The 18,664-nt window shown below is 61.2% G+C and carries 15 protein-coding genes; 8 read left to right on the top strand and 7 right to left on the bottom strand.

Annotated features, from left to right (window positions below; genetic code table 11):
- Nucleotides 1–13 precede the first annotated feature (13 nt).
- Nucleotides 14–1,579: a 3-hydroxyacyl-CoA dehydrogenase gene (locus NTU39_RS10430; protein WP_257959782.1), complete on the bottom strand. Its 1,566-nt coding sequence runs from the start codon at nucleotides 1,577–1,579 to the stop codon at nucleotides 14–16.
- Between the two features lie 408 nt (nucleotides 1,580–1,987).
- On the opposite strand from NTU39_RS10430, the gene NTU39_RS10435 reads away from it, so the two are divergent.
- Nucleotides 1,988–2,635, top strand: a complete 648-nt coding sequence (locus tag NTU39_RS10435; RefSeq protein WP_039399200.1) for a glutathione S-transferase family protein — start codon at nucleotides 1,988–1,990, stop codon at nucleotides 2,633–2,635.
- A gap of 95 nt (nucleotides 2,636–2,730) precedes the next feature.
- Here NTU39_RS10435 and NTU39_RS10440 read toward each other — a convergent pair whose 3' ends face one another.
- Entirely contained in the window at nucleotides 2,731–3,918 is a 1,188-nt protein-coding gene (locus tag NTU39_RS10440; RefSeq protein WP_150664853.1) for a pyridoxal phosphate-dependent aminotransferase, read from the bottom strand.
- 84 nt (nucleotides 3,919–4,002) lie between these two features.
- Nucleotides 4,003–4,515, bottom strand: a complete 513-nt coding sequence (locus tag NTU39_RS10445; protein WP_150664854.1) for a putative toxin-antitoxin system toxin component, PIN family — start codon at nucleotides 4,513–4,515, stop codon at nucleotides 4,003–4,005.
- Nucleotides 4,516–4,573: 58 nt separating this feature from the next.
- Between NTU39_RS10445 and yaaA the strand changes: the two genes are divergently transcribed.
- From yaaA to NTU39_RS10460, 3 genes are all read left to right on the top strand, one after another.
- A complete protein-coding gene (gene yaaA / locus NTU39_RS10450; protein ID WP_150664855.1) occupies nucleotides 4,574–5,353 on the top strand; it encodes a peroxide stress protein YaaA in 780 nt (259 codons plus the stop codon).
- 65 nt (nucleotides 5,354–5,418) lie between these two features.
- Nucleotides 5,419–6,567: a M14 family metallopeptidase gene (locus tag NTU39_RS10455; protein WP_150664856.1), complete on the top strand. Its 1,149-nt coding sequence runs from the start codon at nucleotides 5,419–5,421 to the stop codon at nucleotides 6,565–6,567.
- 118 nt (nucleotides 6,568–6,685) lie between these two features.
- Entirely contained in the window at nucleotides 6,686–8,488 is a 1,803-nt protein-coding gene (locus tag NTU39_RS10460; protein ID WP_257959783.1) for a hypothetical protein, read from the top strand.
- Between the two features lie 133 nt (nucleotides 8,489–8,621).
- Here the strand turns inward: NTU39_RS10460 and NTU39_RS10465 are convergent, their stop codons facing one another.
- On the bottom strand, nucleotides 8,622–9,254 hold the full coding sequence (locus tag NTU39_RS10465; RefSeq protein WP_150664858.1) for a BspC domain-containing protein: 633 nt from the start codon (nucleotides 9,252–9,254) through the stop codon (nucleotides 8,622–8,624).
- 501 nt (nucleotides 9,255–9,755) lie between these two features.
- Between NTU39_RS10465 and trmB the strand changes: the two genes are divergently transcribed.
- Complete coding sequence (gene trmB, locus NTU39_RS10470) at nucleotides 9,756–10,442, top strand: tRNA (guanine(46)-N(7))-methyltransferase TrmB (RefSeq protein ID WP_257959784.1); 687 nt, start codon at nucleotides 9,756–9,758, stop codon at nucleotides 10,440–10,442.
- A 62-nt stretch (nucleotides 10,443–10,504) separates the two neighbouring features.
- Here the strand turns inward: trmB and NTU39_RS10475 are convergent, their stop codons facing one another.
- The 3 genes from NTU39_RS10475 to NTU39_RS10485 form a co-directional block, all read right to left on the bottom strand.
- Nucleotides 10,505–11,683 (bottom strand): DUF2863 family protein, encoded by a 1,179-nt coding sequence (locus tag NTU39_RS10475; protein ID WP_150664860.1) that lies wholly within the window; start codon nucleotides 11,681–11,683, stop codon nucleotides 10,505–10,507.
- A gap of 164 nt (nucleotides 11,684–11,847) precedes the next feature.
- The gene (locus tag NTU39_RS10480; RefSeq protein WP_150664861.1) at nucleotides 11,848–12,435 is read right to left on the bottom strand and encodes a methylated-DNA--[protein]-cysteine S-methyltransferase; all 588 of its coding nucleotides are present in this window, start codon (nucleotides 12,433–12,435) and stop codon (nucleotides 11,848–11,850) included.
- The gene (locus tag NTU39_RS10485) at nucleotides 12,432–13,928 is read right to left on the bottom strand and encodes a DNA-3-methyladenine glycosylase 2 family protein (protein WP_257960068.1); all 1,497 of its coding nucleotides are present in this window, start codon (nucleotides 13,926–13,928) and stop codon (nucleotides 12,432–12,434) included. Before NTU39_RS10485 ends, NTU39_RS10480 begins: the two co-directional genes overlap by 4 nt.
- Before the next feature lie 253 nt (nucleotides 13,929–14,181).
- On the opposite strand from NTU39_RS10485, the gene NTU39_RS10490 reads away from it, so the two are divergent.
- The 3 genes from NTU39_RS10490 (at nucleotide 14,182) to NTU39_RS10500 (ending at nucleotide 18,441) form a co-directional block, all read left to right on the top strand.
- Nucleotides 14,182–16,359, top strand: a complete 2,178-nt coding sequence (locus NTU39_RS10490; RefSeq protein WP_257959785.1) for a type I secretion system permease/ATPase — start codon at nucleotides 14,182–14,184, stop codon at nucleotides 16,357–16,359.
- Nucleotides 16,359–17,789, top strand: coding sequence for an HlyD family type I secretion periplasmic adaptor subunit (locus tag NTU39_RS10495; RefSeq protein WP_257959786.1), 1,431 nt, complete (start codon nucleotides 16,359–16,361; stop codon nucleotides 17,787–17,789). The genes NTU39_RS10490 and NTU39_RS10495 overlap by 1 nt, the downstream gene beginning before the upstream one ends.
- 208 nt (nucleotides 17,790–17,997) lie before the next feature.
- On the top strand, nucleotides 17,998–18,441 hold the full coding sequence (locus NTU39_RS10500) for a hypothetical protein (protein ID WP_257959787.1): 444 nt from the start codon (nucleotides 17,998–18,000) through the stop codon (nucleotides 18,439–18,441).
- Nucleotides 18,442–18,664: the final 223 nt, after the last annotated feature.

Consider the following 18,664-nt stretch of genomic DNA (forward strand, 5'->3'; position numbering starts at 1 on the left):
TTCGGTCTCCGGATTACGCTTCTTCGGTGAGCAGCGACACGCCGAGTTGCGCGCGACGCGTGAGCCACGGCGACGGACGATAACGCTGGTCGCCGTAGAACGATTGCAGATTACGCAGCACCGTGAGCAACTGACGCGCGCCGACGGCGTCGCCCAGTGCAAGCGGTCCCTTGGCGTAACCGAGACCCAGCGTGACGGCGCGGTCGATGTCGCCCGGCGTCGCGATACGTTGCTGCGCGATATCGGCACCGATGTTCACGATGGTAGCGATCACGCGCTGTGCGACGAATCCCGCCGAATCGCGGATCACCGTCACCGGCGTGCCGCCGTGGGCGAACAGCGCGTGGGCGGCGTTGCGCGCGTCGGCTGTCGTCACGGGCGTGGTCATGAGCGTGTGACGCTTGGCGCCCGCCAGCGGCAGCAGCGTGTCGATGGCGACGGTGCGCGTCGCGTCCAGACCCTGTTCGACGGCGCACGTCGTGGCGTCGAAGCCGAGTGGCGTGACGACGATCAGGGCCGTCTCGGACGGCTTCTCACCGCTTTCGATGGTCACCCCCGTCGCACCCAACAGCTCGACGACAGCCGCAAAGCCGCGCGTGTCCGCACGGCTCACCCAGACGCTTGCGGGCAACGCGTCCGGCGCGGGGGCTTCGGGCGGCACCTGCTGCTTGCCGTCGACATAGCGATAGAAGCCTTCGCCGACCTTGCGGCCGAGCAGTCCGCCTGCGAAGCGCACCGCGGTGATCGGCGACGGACGGAAGCGCGCTTCTTCGTAGAACTGGTGATAGATCGACTCCATCACGGGGTGCGAGACATCGAGCGCCGTGAGGTCGAGGAGTTCGAACGTGCCGAGGCGAAAGCCTGCCTGCTCGCGCAAGATGCGGTCGATGTCCGCAAAGCTCGCCACGCCTTCGCTTGCCACGCGCAGGCCCTCGGTGTTCATGCCGCGCCCGGCGTGGTTGACGATGAAGCCCGGCATGTCCTTGCAACGCACGGCCGTGTGGCCCATGCGCTGGCCGAGTGCGAGCAGGGCGTCGCCGACTTCCGGTGCAGTGCGCAGGCCGTCGATGACTTCGACCACCTTCATGAGCGGCACCGGGTTGAAGAAGTGATAGCCCGCCACACGCTCGGGACGCTCGCACGCCGCCGCAATCGCCGTAATCGACAACGACGACGTGTTGGACGCCAGAATCGCGTCGGCGGCAACGATGCCTTCGAGCGCGCGGAACAGGTCGCGCTTGATCTCGATCTTCTCGATGATCGCCTCGACGACGAGATGGCAGTCCGCCAGATCCTCCAGCGCGTTGCACGCGTGCAGGCGTCCCATCGTCGCGTCGACGCTCGCCGCGTCGATCTTGCCCTTGGAGGCGAGCTTGTCCAGCGTGTCGCGCAGGGCACTCAGCGCGGCTTGTACGGCGGCGGCGTTGGTATCGTATAGCTTGACCGTCAGACCGGCTTGCGCGGCGACCTGAGCGATGCCACGCCCCATGGCGCCAGCACCGACGATGCCCAGAACGTCGATGGCCTTGCTGGCAGCGGCCGCCACGTTAGACGAAGAAGACGAGGGGGATGCAGTCATTCGGAGTGTCTCGAAGTTGGTGTCGATGTCGTCGATCGGTATTGTGTGGGCGCTCAGGGGCTGCGCGAGGCGGCTAACCAAGCACTGAGTGCGCATGACTTGCCATTCTATCGTCCGACCGGTCGGTCGGGAAATGAATTTCCGGCCGAATCGCCAGGCAATGCAAACCGATGCCCAAAACGCGTTGCGGCTATTGTCGCTGATCTCGCCGCCGTTGCCAGCGCTTGTTCCGCTGGGCGGTCGTTGACGTGGATGCCTGTCTGACGGGCGGGAGGGGCGTGCGCACTGGCCGAGCGCCGGAATTCGGGACGCCTGCGGTTGAATTCAATTCGCGCATGGCGGGGGCGTGCCGGTACACTTCCGGTACCCGGTGGACGCGTCCACCGGCTCACTCACATGGGAGACATCATGTTGAAGCTGTACGGCTTTCCAGTAAGCAACTATTACAACAAGGTTAAGGTTGTGCTGTACGAGAAGGGCGTGCCCTTCGAAGAGTCCGAATCTATTCCGTGTCAGGACGAGCCGCTGCTGCAATGCTCGCCACTCGGCAAGGTGCCGTATCTGCAAACGGAACAAGGTTTCCTGTCGGAGTCGCAGGTGATCTGCGATTACCTTGAGGTGACGCATCCGACGCCGGCGCTTTTCTCCAGCGATCCGTGGCGACAGGCCAAGGAACGTGAGTTGCTCACGATGCTGGAACTGCATCTGGAGCTGGTGGTGCGTGAAGTGTACGGACAGGCGTTCTTTGGCGGCACGGCGTCGGAAGGCACGCGCAGCCGCACGGAGAAGCTGCTGCGCCGGAACATCGTCGCCTTCAAGCGACTTGCGAAATTCGCACCGTACGTCGCGGGCGACACGTTCACGATGGCCGACATCGCGGCGGGCATCCATCTGCCGATTCTCGGGATGGCCACGCAAGCCGTCTATGGCGAAGACTTCCTGCAAGCCGCCGATATCGACTGGAAGGCATACACGAAGCGACTCGCTGAACGTGAATCGTTCCAGCGTGTGCGCGCCGAACAGAAGGCTTATCAGCAGGCGAAGAAAGCCGGGTAAGTTGTTTGGACCGTAAAACGAAACGGCCGCCATCCGAGGGATGGCGGCCGTTATCGTTTGGGATGGTTTGGGCGACCTGGCGCCCGGCGTCGTGCTTAGATCTTCGCCAGACGCGTGAGTGCTTCACGCAGCGTGTCGTCCTGCTTCGCGAAGCAGAAACGCACCACGCCCGACTCGTGCGGCTCGTGATAGAACGCCGAGACCGGAATCGCGGCAACACCGATTTCGCCCGTCAGCCACAGCGCGAAGTCGGCTTCGCTCATATCGCTGATCGCGCTGTAGTCCACGCACTGGAAGTAGGTGCCTTCGCACGGCAGCAGCTTGAAGCGCGTACCGGCCAGACCTTCGCGGAACAGATCGCGCTTCTTCTGATAAAAGCCCGCCAGTTCGAGATACGGCGACGGATCGCGCATGTAGTCGGCCAGACCGACCTGCATCGGCGTGTTCACGGTGAACACGTTGAACTGATGCACCTTGCGGAATTCTGCGGACAAGGCGGCCGGTGCGGCCACGAAACCGACCTTCCAGCCTGTGACGTGATACGTCTTGCCGAAGCTCGACACGATGAAACTGCGACGTGCAAGCTCGGGGTGGCGTGCCACGCTCTCGTGACGCTTGCCGTCGTACACCATGTGTTCGTAGACCTCGTCCGAGATCAGCAGAATGTCGGTGCCTGCCACGATCTCGGACAACTTCACGAGGTCCTGCTCATGCCACACCGTACCGCTCGGGTTGTGCGGCGTGTTGAACAGGATCAGACGCGTACGCGGCGTAATGGCCGCGGCCAGCTTGTCGAACGGAATACGGAACTCGGGGGCTTCGAGTGTGATGAACACCGGCTTGCCGCCCGCCAGCTCGATCGACGGCACATAGCTGTCGTACGTCGGCTCGAACACGATCACTTCGTCGCCCGGGTGCACGGTGGCGAGAATCGCAGTGAGCAACGCCTGCGTCGCCCCGGCCGTCACCGTGATTTCGGTGTTCCAGTCGTACGGCTGTCCGTAAAGCTTGCCGATCTTGTCGGCGATGGCCTGACGCAGCGCGGGCACGCCAGCCATCGGCGGGTATTGGTTATGGTCTTCGCGCATGGCACGCGCCACGGCGTCGACGATCTTCGGATCGCACGAGAAATCGGGGAAGCCCTGACCCAGATTCACCGCCTGCTTCTCGGCAGCGAGTGCCGACATGACGGTGAAAATGGTGGTGCCGACGTTCGGCAGACGCGACGTGAGCGGCGGGGCAACCAGCGCAGGCGTGGTGGATCCAGTGTGAGGCGCGTTCATGTGAAAGATGGACGAAGCAGTGATCAGGCCGCCATTCTACCGCCGTCGCGCCCGGCCTGCGGGCGGGGGCGCCTAACCACCAACTTAACCACCAACCACGAGCAATGACGTAAAAGCGCTCGCCGTCACGATGCGAAAGCCGAACTGACGCGCCACCCGGCTACGTAGCTTCAGTACGGCTTTGTCCTTGCTGACGAGCCAGTGCGCGTGTCCGTCGCGTGCCGCTTCGAGGAACTTCTGATCGTCCCGGTCGCGGCAGAGCGGCAGTTGTGCGGGCGGTGCGGCGTCTTCCGGGACGACGATCCGGTGCGTGTGCGCATCGACCCAGGCGAGGGCGGCGTCGTTGTCGATCTCACGCGAGGCAAATTGAGGGTAGGTCAGCACGACAGCCAGTTCGTCGCGACACCGCTGGGCCATGAGGGCCATGAGACGGTGCTCGACAAGCGCGTCGCGCACGGGGCGGGCAATCGGGTCGTCGAACACGAGCAGATCAATCCAGACATTGGTGTCGAGCACCACGCGCGGCGGCGTGGCGAGGGTGTCGAGATGCTCGGCGAAGGCCCGCTCGGCGGGCGTGGCAACAGCGTTTTGAAGCATTGGATAGAATGACGGTTTTACGTTAATTTCCTGCGCAGGCAGGAACGCCTCACCCGATATGATAATTGTTCTCTCGCCGGCCAAATCGCTCGACTACGAAACGCCGCCGCACGTGAGCACGCACACCGTGCCTCAGTTCGTCGATGACGCGGCCGAATTGATCGAAGGCCTGCGCGAACTGAGCCCGGCACAGGTCGGCTCGCTGATGAGCATTTCCGACCCGCTTGCCGCGCTCAACGCGACGCGCTACGCCGAATGGTCGCCGCGCTTCGATACCTCCAACGCCAAGCAAGCCGTGCTCGCCTTTAACGGCGACGTCTACGAAGGGCTCTCCGCTCGCACGCTCGACGCCACGCAGCTCGACTTCGCACAGAAGCATCTGCGTATCCTGTCGGGCCTGTACGGCGTGTTGCGTCCGCTCGATCTGCTTCAGCCGTACCGTCTCGAGATGGGCACGCGCTTCGCAAACAAGCGTGGTCGCGATCTGTATGCCTTCTGGGGTGAGCGTGTCACGCAGACGATCAACGCGTCGCTCGCCGAGCATAGCGAGACGCGCCGCGTGCTCGTGAATCTGGCGTCCGAGGAGTACTTCAAGGTCGTCAAACGCCGTCTGGTCAATGCACCGGTCATCACGCCGGTGTTCGAAGACTGGAAGAGTGGCAAGTACAAGATCATCAGCTTTTACGCCAAGCGCGCGCGCGGGCTGATGGCGCGTTACGCTATCGAGCGCGGTGTGACCGATGTGCAGCAACTCAAGGCGTTCGACACCGAGGGCTACGCGTTCGACGACAGCGTGTCGAACGATTCGCTCTGGGTGTTCCGCCGCCGCGTGGCCTGACGCCAGCCTGACCCGCGCCCCGGGCAAGATCCCGGGGCTTTTCATTTTCGCCAGCGAGATCCGTCATGACCGTCCAAATCAGCAGCCGATTCGACAGCGGCGCCATCCATGTGGTGAGCGCCGAGCGCGCCGACGATATCCATGTGCGCATCGCGCAAGACGGCGCGGCCGAATTCGCACAGTGGTTCCATTTCCGCGTGCAAGGGGTGGGCGGCGTGCCTTGCCGCATCGTCTTCGATAACGCTGGGCAGACGTCCTATCCGCGCGGCTGGGAGAACTATCGCGCGGTGGCGTCGTACGACCGCGTGACGTGGTTCCGCGTGCCGACGTCTTACGACGGGCAAGTGATGACGGTGGCCTTCACGCCGGAACACGATAGCGTCTATCTCGCATATTTCGAGCCGTATGCGGAGGAGCGTCATCTGGCGTTGCTCGGCACGGCGCAGAATTCGTCGCGCGTGAGTTCGCGCTCACTGGGGCAGACCATCGACGGGCGCGACATGACGTTGCTCACGGTGGGCGAGCCGCGCGCGGGCAAGCGCAATATCTGGGTGATTGCGCGTCAGCATCCCGGCGAGACGATGGCGGAGTGGTTTGTGGAAGGCATGCTGCGTCGTTTGCTCGGTGCGGGCGACTGGGCCGGCGATCCGCTCGCGACGGCGTTGCTCGACGAAGCGGTGTTCCACGTCGTGCCGAACATGAATCCCGACGGCTCGGCGCGCGGTAATCTGCGCACCAATGCGACGGGCGCGAACCTCAACCGCGAATGGCTTGAGCCGGACCTCGTGCGCAGTCCCGAAGTGCATCATGTGCGCGCCGCCATCGAGGCGACCGGTTGCGATATGTTCTTCGACATCCACGGCGACGAAGCGCTGCCCTACGTCTTCCTGGCGGGTAACGACGGTGTCGAGTGGGGCACGGAGGCGGTGCTGGCGCGCGAGAAGGCGTTCAGCGAGCGCTTCAAGGCGGCGAGCCTCGACTTCCAGGACAAGTTCGGCTACCCCCCGGGCAAGCACGGCATGGAGTCGCTCAAGCTGGCGTCGAAGTGGGTGGCGCATCGCTTCGGTTGCCTATCGCTCACACTGGAGATGCCATTCAAGGACAACGCCAACCGGCCTGATTCGCAAGTCGGTTGGAGCGGTGCACGAAGTGCGGCTCTCGGGGCGTCGATGCTCGCCGCGATCTGGGCGCAGATGCAAGCCGACCAGGCGTGAAAAGCAGTCGAAACGCCCAAAACGCATGATGTAACGCCAAGGGCGTGTCCTTGGCGTTACAGAATCTGACAGTGACGGGGACGCAGCGCGTCCCCATTTCGTTTTGTCAGGGGACAGCATGCGTATCGGATTCGACGCGGGCAACGGGCATTCCCTCGCCCCCTCCGCTCAATGGGTGCCTGAAGCGCCCGCGACCTTGTTCTCCACGTTCTCATCGGCCTGGCAAGGTTTGCGTCAGGCCGAATCGCACATCGAGAGTCTCGAAGGGGGCGCGTGGGAAGCCCATCACGGGCGCTCTTACGCTCCCGATCCGTCGCACGAACTTCCGTTGAGGCCGCCTCCGGTCGCCACGCCGGTGGAGTTCACGCAAATCATGGCCGAAGTCTGTGCGGCGCATGAGAGGCCGCCGCCGGTCGCCACGCCGGTGGAGTTCACGCGAATCATGGCCGAAGTCTGTGCGGCACATGAGAGGCCGCCTCCGGTCGCCACGCCGGTGGAGTTCACGCAAATCATGGCCGAAGTCTATGCGACGCATGAGAGGCCGCGGCCGGTCGCTACGCCTGCGGAGTTCACACAAATCATGACCAATGTCCGTGCGGCTCACGAGGCCAGAGCGTTGGGTCCCGACGGCGCTTCGTGGCAAAAGACGTCGCCCCACGTCCCGTGTGCAGAACGGAATCTGACGCCCACTGACATTCATGGGATCGTGGCGCGCTTGCGTGAACAGCGAATGGTCTATGCAGGCGGTCGCCCCGTAGGCCTCGCCACGATAATACCTTCGGGGCAACCGCCGATGTCCGGCACGGACGCCGGGCCCGCCGCCTTCTCAGCAGCATTGGTGTTGGTGCAGACGCAGTCCGATCGGGTGACGACGAATGAAGTGCCGCGGGGCACATCGCAAAATGCCTCGCGTGGAAGGGGGCGCACCAAAGTGACAGGCGAGCTCTTGCGCCGCATTGAGGCCCTGGGCGCGAGTGGCATAGCGGCCAAGGGCGGAATCGATCGGATAGCGGACGAACATGGCATTGCGCAAAGCACGTTGAGAGCCTACATCTCCAAGTGCGGCAAGCTGTCCCCGGAGGGGAGCGACCGGGCGGCTGAACCCGGCCAGTTCCGCACTGAAAAGGTGACCATCGGCTTGTTGCGGGCCCTTGAAAAGATGGGGACTCATCGTATCAAGTCGAGGGGCGGCCTTCGCGCCATTGCCCGGGACGAGGGTATTCCGTACCGCACCCTGAAGGGTTACGTCGACCGGCACGGCAAGCCAACAGCTTTGGGGCGCGCAAGACTGCTTGACGACGGTGATCCCACTCGCCGTGCCAAAAAGGTGCCGGTGACGCCGGAATTGCTGCATATCATTCTGCGGCTTGGCGCGAACGGTATTCGCGCTGCAGGAGGACTGCGTGTTCTGGCGGACCGACATAACGTCTTCCTGAGCAGCCTGAGAAGTCACGTCAACGGCAAAGGCGTGTTGGGACACCTCGGAATTCGCATGATGAAGGTGGGGTGGCGCCCGCGCCTTTCCAAGATATCCAATGAGCTGTTGCGCGATATCGAGGCGTTGGGGCCGCGAGGCATCAAGGCGGCGGGCGGACTTGCCGTCGTGGCGAAGGCGAACCACGTAGCGTTTGACACGTTAAGAGGCTACATCGACTGCCGTGGCCAGTTGACTCCCCTTGGGCGGGCCAGACTCTACGGCATAGATCCGTCCCACACGAACAAAGTCACGCCGACGCTGCTCAGGGAGATCCAGGCGCTAGGCAAGCAGGGCATCGCGTCCGAGGGCGGGCTGGATGCCCTGGCGAGCAAACGAGGCGTTGCGCCGCACATTCTGAGGCACTACGTCACGTTCGGCGGAAAGTTGAAACATCCGGGACGCGTCATGATGGCGAGATTCGAGTCGAACAACGTCGGCGCATAGTGCACGCGACGCGTCAGTGATGGCCCTGTCGAATGCACGTGAACAGGCGTGACGAAGCGTAGCGCGATCTCTCGCGCTACGCGTTCCGACATTCGCTAAGACCGCTTCGCGCCGATCAATCCACGTGCAGCGATCAGTTCTTCTTTTTCGTCGTGCTCTTCTTCGTGCTGCCCGACTTGGACGACGAGGCTTTTGCGGACGACTTGGCCGTTGTGCCCTTCTTGCCCGACTTCGCGCTCGCGTGAGCGGCCTTGCCGCGCGTGTTGCCACGTGCGGCGCGCTTCGTCGGCTGTTCGACCTGAGAGAGCGGCGACGTGTAGTCGAAGCCCATCATGCGGCCGTCGGCGTATCCGCAGCGAATGTGGATATTGTCGGTCTGGCCGCTCGTGCGCTTGCCGACGCCATCGAGTTCGACCATTTGCGTGACGTCGACCCGTTGCTTGCGATCGTCGAACGGGCCGTTCCAGGGTTCGATTTTCGCGTGTTCGGGATCGAGTGCTGTCTCGCCGTACTCGACACTCTCGTAGCCGGGGAGCGTGGCGACGACGAAACTCGCGTGCGCAGCGCAGTCGGCCACCATCGGATCGGCGTGACGCGTGTTGATGAATTGCTCGACCAGCGCGCGATGCTGTTCGAGGGTGAAGGCCTGTGCCGGGGCCGTGAAGGCCGACAGGCAAAGCGGCGCAGCGATGGATGCGATGCCTGCGACCTGGCGCACGGCTCGCATCACGACGCCTGCGGCGCGTTGGAAAAATCGATTCGACATTGCTTGACGTATTCTCGGGGGCGTGAGGGCCGTGTGTGTGAACCGGCCCTGAGCATTGCAGAGCAATGCGGGCATGCGATGACTCATCTTATGAGTCGCTGGCATGCGCCGCTCGCGAAGAAGCTTGACCGCATTTTGAAAGACAGCGGCGAAGCGGCATCCATCTTAACCGAAAAAGAAGCCGCTCACGCCCGCCGGGTAAGCCCGTAGACCTGATTGCGTCGCGCGTGAAAGTTACAGCGCGCTACAATGCGGGCCATCCACGCTGCGTAGCGACGTTTTTCGACGCGAACATCGGCGCGGAAAACGCTTCTCTTTTTGCAGGTTTCTCGCAGCTTCTACCGCAGTTATGCGGCAATAGGGGGCGCATTGTGTCATCGCAGACGTTGACGCAATCGCTCGAACAGCGGCACTTTTCAGGGCTTTTCACGCGGATCGTGCCGTTCATGCGCTATGCATTCGCGCATCGCCCTCGGTGCATTCGCGATTTTTCTATTCGGCATGTTTGCAAATTCACGCACGGTCGGCAGTGCGCAGACCGGTCCACACGACAAATTGACGGAACTGGTGAGCCGTCATCGCGACGCCGTCTTTCGCAAGCCACTCGCGGCCTACAGCGCCGCAGCCTTCGACGCGGCGATCGCTGCATGGCGCAGCGCGGGCGCAGCACCGCTGATCATCGACGCCGGATGTGGTGTGGGTGAGAGCACGCTGCGGCTCGCCTCACAATTCCCCGATCACTTTGTTATCGGCATCGATCAGTCGGAGAGCCGTATTGTGCGCGGTAAGGACTGGTGGGACGGTGAGTGGCCCGAGAATTTTGTGTGGGTGCGCGCCGATCTCGTGGACTTCTGGCGGCAACTGCACGACGCGGGCATTCGCCCTGCGCGTCACTACATCCTCTATCCGAATCCGTGGCCGAAGATCGGTCAGCTCTCACGTCGCTGGCACGCGCACGCCGTGTTTCCTGCGGTCGTCGCGCTCGGTGGCGTGCTCGAATGCCGCAGCAACTGGGATATCTACATCGAGGAATTCGCGCTTGCAGTCGAATGGCTGAGCGGCGTGTCTGCTCAGGTAGAGGCGTGGGTGCCGAAGGACAGCGCCGCGACCATGACGCCGTTCGAGCGCAAGTATCTGGCGTCAGGACATACGTTGCATCGTTGCGTGGTGACGCTGGCACCTCGCTGATCGTCGCAAAAGCAAATCGGCCGTGCGCTCATCACGCACGGCCGATTTATTTTGACGCACGATCAATGGAAGTGCGGACGGCTCGGTTCGGCGTCTTCCGGCATTTCCGCATGGACGACTTCGCCCACGGGGTCCGGATAGAGCGGCACGCCGCAGTCGTCGCAATATTCCGGATCGAAGCGGCCCGGATGCTTGCGAATCTCGGTCACGCCGCAGGCCTTCAGCAGGTCCGTGACTTCGTCGAGCGCACCGCCTTCGACTTCACCGTTCTCGCGACCGTAGAGCGGCCACACCACACCGTAGATCACGTCGTTGCTACCGCGTTGCGTGAAACCGATGCGGTACTCGTCGATATTCTGTTCGCCGAAGCCTGCGACCACCGCACGCAATTCCGGCGGCGTGAGCGTGAGGACATCTTCCAGATAGCGCAGCGCCGTACGAATCGTATGCGGACGAATGCGTTCGTCGGCTTCGCGGCAACTGGCGTAGTACGCGTCGGGCAGGAGGCACTCGATCTCGCAGCCGGGCAGCAGTGCATTCAGATTCGGCCCGCCTTGCGCTGACCACGCTTCCTGGCATTGGCCGCGCTCTGCGTGACGTGGCCCGTCTTCCTGCCAGCGGAACATGGCGGCGCCCTTGGGTACGGCGACGGCGGCGAGCAGGAAACGCGGATCGGCGAGGATGGGGGCCGTCTCCGGCAGGTCGTTGCCGGGCTGCTTGACTTCGGCGTTGCTGACGGCGGCCTGCACGAGTTGCTGCGTCACCTTCCACGACTCGCAGTGCGTACGCGGGAGCTGGTCGATGCTGTAGAGGTACGGCGAAATCGCCACGCGTGCCGATTCGGCGAGGACATGCGCGTGCAGATGGGCGCGAACCGGCATGAGGGCGTCCGGCTTCACTGCGCCGGACGGAATGGCGTAGCGCGTCCAGGCGAGGATCGGGATGGCGACGAGCAGGCCGTCCCACGTCTGGCCGTCGGCCTCGGGTTCGGCGGATTCGCTTTGCGACTCGATCAGATCGGCGAGCGCGCCATAGGCTTCGCTATGGTTGGCCTGGAGATGGTCGAGCGCGGCGTCGATGGCCGGCTGGTTGCCGGTGCGCAGCACGCGCGTGAGCAGCGTGTCGAGCTGGGCTTCCCAGAAACGGTCTTCGATGCGGCTACCCGAGGCGGCCAGCGCGAGCGCGTGGCCGACCAGCTTCTCGGCGTCGGGGGTCAGTCGTTTGGCGGTGCGTGAGCGCATAGTCGTGCAAAGCAGAAACACATGAACTCACGATTGTACGGCATGCGTGAACGCGATAGATGGGACGCTGTCACCAAACGCGTCGACTCCGATGGCGATAGGCGGAATCGCCATCGATGATCCGGTGCCAGACGGGCAGTGTGCCGACGGCGTTTGACGCCGAATCAGAAGTCGAATGCCAGATTCGCCGGGGCGGACAGGCGCGTGTGACGCGTCGTGGCGGCGCTGGCGCCGATGACGGGGGCGAGTGCGGCGCCTTCGAGGGAGAGCAGGGCGAGCTTGCGCTCTACGCCGCTTGCGTAGCCCGTCAGCGTGCCGTCTGCGCCGATCACCCGGTGGCAGGGCACGATCAGCGTTATCGGATTGCGCCCGTTGGCGGCGCCCACGGCGCGCGACTTGTTCGCATCGCCAAGTGAATGGGCGAGATCGCCGTAGCTGCGCGTTTCGCCGAACGGGATGCGGCGCAGTTCGTCCCAGACGCTTTTCTGGAACGGCGTGCCGTCCGGTGCGAGATCCAGTTCGAACAGACGGCGGCCGTCGTGGAAATACTCGTTGAGCTGTTCCTTTGCTGCGTCGAGCACCTTGATACCTGTGCCGTCGCGACGCGTCGCGCCGTCTCCGGGGAAGTACTTCTGCTGGTTGAAATAGACGCCGGTCAGCGCGTCGCCATTGGCGACGAGCAGCATCTCGCCGAGTGGGCTGTCGTAAAAGGCTTCGTAATGTGTTGTTGTGCGTGTTGTCGTGCGGGTCATGCAACCACCTCCTGCAAATTCGTGACCGGCTGGCCAGCCGGTCCTTGTGCCGCAGCACGCCAGACGTGCAATGCGGCGTACGCGCGCCACGGTGCCCACTGAGCGGCGCGGGTCGCGACGGCGCGGCCGTTGGGCATGCCGAGCGCCTGACGCAGCACCAGATCGTCCACTGGCATGGCGTCGGGCGAGCCGAGAGCACGCATCGCGATGTACTGCGCTGTCCACGGGCCGACGCCTTTGATGGCGAGGAGCGAGGCCATCGTCGCGTCCAGCGGCGCGAGCGGATCGAGCCGCAGCTTGCCGTCCACAATCGTTTGAGCGACACCGTGAATTGCGGCGATACGACTCCGAATGATACCGGCTTCGCCGAGGGCGTCGACGGGCACGGCGAGCATTTGTGTCGCGCTCGGAAAGGTGTGCGTCAAACCGTGGACGGGTGTCGGCAGCGGCGTGCCGAATCGCTCGGCGAGTCGTCCGAGCAGGCGACGTGCGCCCTTGACGGTGATTTGCTGGCCGACGATGGCGCGCACGGCGATCTCGAAGCCGTCCACCGCCCCGGGCACGCGAAGGCCGGGCGTGGCGAGGGCGAGGGGTCCGAGGTGGGCGTCGATGACATCGGGGCGCGCACCGAGGTCGAACAGGTGACGGAGTTTGCCGAGCACTTGCGGCACGCTGCCTGCGAGCGCGGGGGGAAGTGTCACCTGTAAAGCGTGGCGATTCGTGAGCGGCGAGATGCGGCACCAGCCTGCGACGGTCTGCCCGTCCTGCCGCTGAAGGCTCAGGGTGCGGGTATAGACGTCGCCTTCACGGGACTCGACGCCGTCGATTGCGCGGTCACCGAGAAAGTCGAGGAGGGCGTGCCACGCGAAAGGGGGACGATAGGCGAGTTGAAAGACCAGATCACCGTCGGGAATGGCGGCCATGCGGGCGTTGTGCGCGCTTAGGCGCAGGCGTCCGGGGGCGAAACCATAGCGTGACTTGAAGAGTCCGTTGAAGCGTCTGACGCTACCGAAGCCAGCGGCGAGCGCCACCTCCGTCACGGGCAGGGCGGTATCGGTGAGCAGGCGTTTGGCGAGCAGCAGTCGCTGCGTCTGCGCGTATTCGACGGGGGAGACACCGAATTCGTCGGCAAAGATGCGACGCAGGTGGCGCTCCGTGATACCGATACGGGCGGCGAGATCGGGGAGAGGAGCGTGATTGAGGAAGCCTTCGTCGATCATGGCGGCGGCTGCGTCGGCGAGTTCGCGGGAGGCGTCGAAGCGTGCGCCGCCGGGCGCGAGTTCGGGGCGACACTTGAGGCAGGGGCGGTATCCGGCCTTTTCTGCGGCGGCGGCGCTACCGTAGAACGAGCAGTTCTCGAAGCGAGGCGTGCGAACGTTACAGACGGGACGGCAGTAAATGCCGGTCGAGGAGACGCCGACGAAGAACCAGCCGTCGAAGCGTCGGTCGCGTGCTGAGACTGCTTTGTAGCAGACATCCGGATCGAGCTTCATGGTGTGCGGGGGAGGGGGAAACATGATGTCACTCTACGCGCGAGCCGGACGTCCGGCTAGTCATTTTCGGACATCAAGGTCTCCGGCGCCGAGTTAGGTCGATTTCCTCAATCAATAGTCTTTGGTCCAAAAACGAAAGTGGTTCATTTTTGTTTTCGGTAACTTCGGCGCCTCTTTCAAACAGCGTTTCGAAAAGTTCCGAACCCCGGACCATAAGAGGCAGCGTCCGGGTGCGGGATGTCGATCAACTGTCATGCCGACACCATGTCCAACGTCCGAATTACCACCAGAAAGCGAGATCGACAGGTCTGAATCCGAGGCCAATGCCGTCTTTGACTCGGGCTTAGCTTCACTCGTCTTGGTTGCTCGATTTCACGATCTGTCTGTCGATGCTGCACAGATAAGCCATCAATACTCCGTGGATGGGCGCCCACTAACGAAAGACGCAATTCTTCTTGCCGCAACACAACTCGGGCTAAAAGCAAAGGCAGTCAAACCGACTTCAGACCGCTTCGCGCATACCTCGTTGCCCGCAATAGCTTTTGCGAATGATGGGACATCTCTCGTTTTGGCGCGGTGTGACGGCGTCAAGGTATTGATTCAAGATCCGAGCCAAAACCGTCCTAAAACGTTGACGCTCGCTGAATTTTCGGAGCAAACCACCGGCGAATTAATCGTTTTTGCGTCGCGCGCCTCGTTGGCTGGGGACATGGCGAAATTCGACTTTTCGTGGTTTATCCCCGCCATCGTGAAATACAGGCGGCTGCTTGCCGAGGTAATGCTCGTTTCCTTCGTCTTGCAGTTGTTTGCCTTGGCGACGCCAATGTTTTTCCAGGTCGTCATGGACAAGGTACTCGTCCATCGGGGCTTGAGTACGCTTGACGTAATAGCGATAGGTCTGCTGACAGTCGTGATTTTCGAGGTCGTACTGACCGCGCTTCGCACCTATGTGTTTTCCCATACCAGCAGTCGGATTGACGTTGAACTCGGCGCCCGGTTGTTCAGGCATCTCCTGAACCTTCCTCTCGGCTACTTCCAGGCGAGACGCGTCGGTGATTCCGTCGCTCGTGTGCGTGAACTGGAGAACATCCGGGCATTCCTTACTGGGAATGCCGTCACGTTGGTCCTTGATCTAGTGTTTTCGGTGGCCTTTCTCGCAGTCATGTTCCATTACAGCGTGACATTGACATGGATCGTCGTCGGATCGCTGCCTTGCTATGTCGCGTTGACACTTGTTTTCACCCCGCCACTGCGTTCCCGGTTGAACGAGAAGTTCAATCGAGGGGCGGAAAATCAAGCGTTTCTGGTCGAGACGATCAGTGGGATCCAGACGGTTAAAGCACTGGCGGTAGAACCGCAATGGGTGCGGAAATGGGACAAGCAGCTTGCCGCTTACATTAGGTCGAGTTTCCGAACCGCGATGGTGGGTACCGTCGCGAATAGTGGCGTGTCATTCGTGAGCAAGGTCGTAACGGTTGCCACGATGTATGTGGGTGCGAAGCAGGTGATTGAAGCCGACATGACAGTCGGGCAATTGATCGCTTTCAACATGCTGGCGGGGCACGTGACCACGCCGGTAATGCGCTTAGCCCAAATGTGGACGGATTTTCAGCAAACCGGAATCTCCGTGCAGCGATTGGGCGACATCCTTAATGCCAAAACTGAGGTGTCAGGTGCCAAGAGCGTGCTGCCCGCGATACGTGGGGCTGTTCGCTTCGAACGCACGACCTTTCGCTATCGATCCGACTCTCCTGAGGTGATCAAGGCCATTGATCTCGATATCCGACCAGGAGAGGTCATCGGTGTTGTCGGGCGCTCCGGTTCAGGCAAAAGCACGCTCACAAAACTCATTCAACGCTTGCATGTTCCGGAGAGCGGCCGAGTCATGGTCGATGGCGTCGATCTGGCCCTGATCGATGCGTCCTCTTTACGCCGACAGGTTGGTGTCGTACTGCAGGAGAGCGTTCTATTTAATGGCACCGTGCGTGAAAACATTGCACTCGTAACGCCAGGCGCTCCGTTATCCAAGGTGATGCGCATCGCGTCGCTTGCGGGGGCCCATGAGTTCATCACCGAGCTACCTGAAGGATATGACACGCTGGTCGGGGAGCACGGTGCGACGCTCTCCGGCGGGCAACGGCAGCGCATCGCGATTGCGCGTGCCCTGATGGCCGATCCCCGGATTCTGATTTTCGACGAAGCGACGAGTGCGCTCGACTACGAGTCGGAGCGCGTCATTCAAAACAATATGCGGGCGATTTGCCAGGGGCGCACCGTTCTCATCGTGGCACATCGATTGTCTGCGGTGTGGGGCGCAAATCGAATCGTTGTGATGGAGCGAGGAGGGATCGTGGAGATTGGTGCACACGAAGACCTATTGCGAAATCCGGAAGGCATCTACACGAAGTTGCACTGCATGCAGCGGGGTTGATGATGATCGACGGATTACGAACCCGCGCACTTATCGACCTGTTGCAGCGATATCGGGATGTCCTTCTGCATGCCTGGAAGCACCGCAAGGAGAACGATGCCGCGCGCTTCCTGCCGCATGAAGCCGATTTTCTACCTGCGGCGTTGGCGTTACGGGAAAAACCGGTATCCGCGCTGCCAAGAGTCACGATGTGGCTTCTGCTTGCGTTAGCGGCGCTGACCTTGTTGTGGGCAGTGCTAGGAAAAATCGATGTCGTCGCGACGGCACCCGGCAAATTGATCCCGAGTGACCGCACCAAGATCGTCCAGCCGATGGAAGCCGCCATCGTCTCCCGGATTCACGTTCGTGACGGCGACGAGGTTCGGGCGGGTGACGTTCTCATTGACCTGGATGCCACCGAAGCCAACGCGGACAACGAGCGCATTGCCAACGATCTGATCGTCTCGCAACTACAGGTTGCCCGCGCGCGGGCAATGTTGAAGGCGTTGGATGAGGGGCGAGTCGGGAGCTTGATTGCGCCTCCCGAAGCTTCGGCTACTCAGACGTTCGAGGCTCAGACGTACTTGGTAGGACAGTTTTCCGAGTACGAGGCACAACTGTCTCGCATCGATGCCGAAATGGCTCGCCGAACGCAGGAGGCGCAATCGACACGAGCTTTGATCGGGAAACTGGAGCAGACGGCCCCGATAGCGGCGCAGCGTGCGCGGGATCTGCAGGCGTTGGCAGACAGAAAGTTCGTCTCTCGACATAGCTATCTCGAGAAGGAGCAGTTTCGAATCGAGCAGGAGGCCGATCTGGCCGCGCAACGCGGCAGATTGCGGGAGATCGAAGCGGCAAAACAAGAGGTGAAGCGACAACGAGCGGCCTTGACCGCTGAGACACGGCGCCTTCATCTCGATGCGCTCAACGAAGGCCTTCAAAAAGTGACTGCTCTGGAGAGCGAACGAGTTAAGTCCGAGACAAGAGTTCAACTGATGCACCTGACGGCTCCAGTGGACGGCACGGTTCAGCAGCTTGCCATCCACACGATTGGCGGCGTCGTCACCCCGGCGCAGGCGCTAATGGCGATTGTTCCCAGAGATAACCCAGTCGAGGTTGATGCGTTCCTTGAAAACAAGGACGTTGGCTTCGTCAAAGTCGGTCAAGACGTCGAGATCAAGGTGGAGACTTTTCAGTACACCAAATACGGAACGATTCCCGCGACGGTCACCAACATTTCCAATGATGCGATTCCGGATGAGAAGCGCGGTTTGATTTACGCGATGAAGATCAGGTTGTCGAGGTCGGAGATTGAGGTTGACGGCCGGATGGTGAAGCTGTCGCCCGGGATGTCTGTGGCGGCGGAGATTAAGACGGGGAAGAGGAGATTGATTGAGTATTTTTTGAGTCCGTTGATGCAGTACAAGAATGAGAGTTTTGGGGAAAGGTAGTTGATATTTTTTTGAATTGGATTGGATTTTGGTGTGCTGTCGACGCATGGCTGATTTCTTGATTAATGGAATTTTTTGTGGGTGTTATTAATAAGCGGGGGGCTATATCAAGAAGCTGAATGTTGGTGATGTTTTTTTTCTATTTTTATTGCTGATTCTCCCGGTGTTTTTTTCGGTAGTCATAGCGTTTGTAACGCCTGGAAATATTATGAATCACGATTGGATAAAGAGGGCTGTCGAGAAGTCGCTGCATTTATTTCCGAGATTGTTAAATGTTCCCGAGGGGTCAAGAGACCCTCAAGTTGTTGTTTTTTATCACGCGGCGATGTTGGTGGTGGATGTTGTTCTGTTAATCCCAGTTGTGCTTCTCTCTCTGAAGTATCGAGTAACCGAACATCGGGAAGGACGAGGAGATATCTCTGCTTGGAAGGTGCTGAAATTGTCAGCTTGCGCGTTATTGATGGTTGTCATGGCGATTGGAATATTTCGAATGGGATATGGCGACGGTCGAGGAGTGGCGCTTTGGTACTCAAGGTATAGCTTGGCATTTGCTGCTGTTATTTACCATCTGGGTTTGTTGTTCTCACTAAATGGAGCTGCGGTGGTTATTTTCGAGATGATGGTTTTATTCGGGATTGTAAATGTTGTTTGAATTGAAAGGAGGAAGGGTTGGCTGAGGAGGCTGAAAGTGATCGTAAGTACACGTTCTCCGATTTTTGATAATCGAGGGAGACGCTTCTGTTTTTTGGATTTATTCCGTATCTCGTTTTGGTGATGGCGTTGGTGGCAATCTTGATGAAATTGTTTGAGCTTGTTGCGTTTTCTAGAGGAGTTCCTTTGTTGGGAGGGCAGTAAGAGTTTTTTGTAAATCAAAT

The sequence above is a fragment of the Pandoraea commovens genome (assembly GCF_024704525.1).
Classification (GTDB): Bacteria; Pseudomonadota; Gammaproteobacteria; order Burkholderiales; family Burkholderiaceae; genus Pandoraea; species Pandoraea commovens.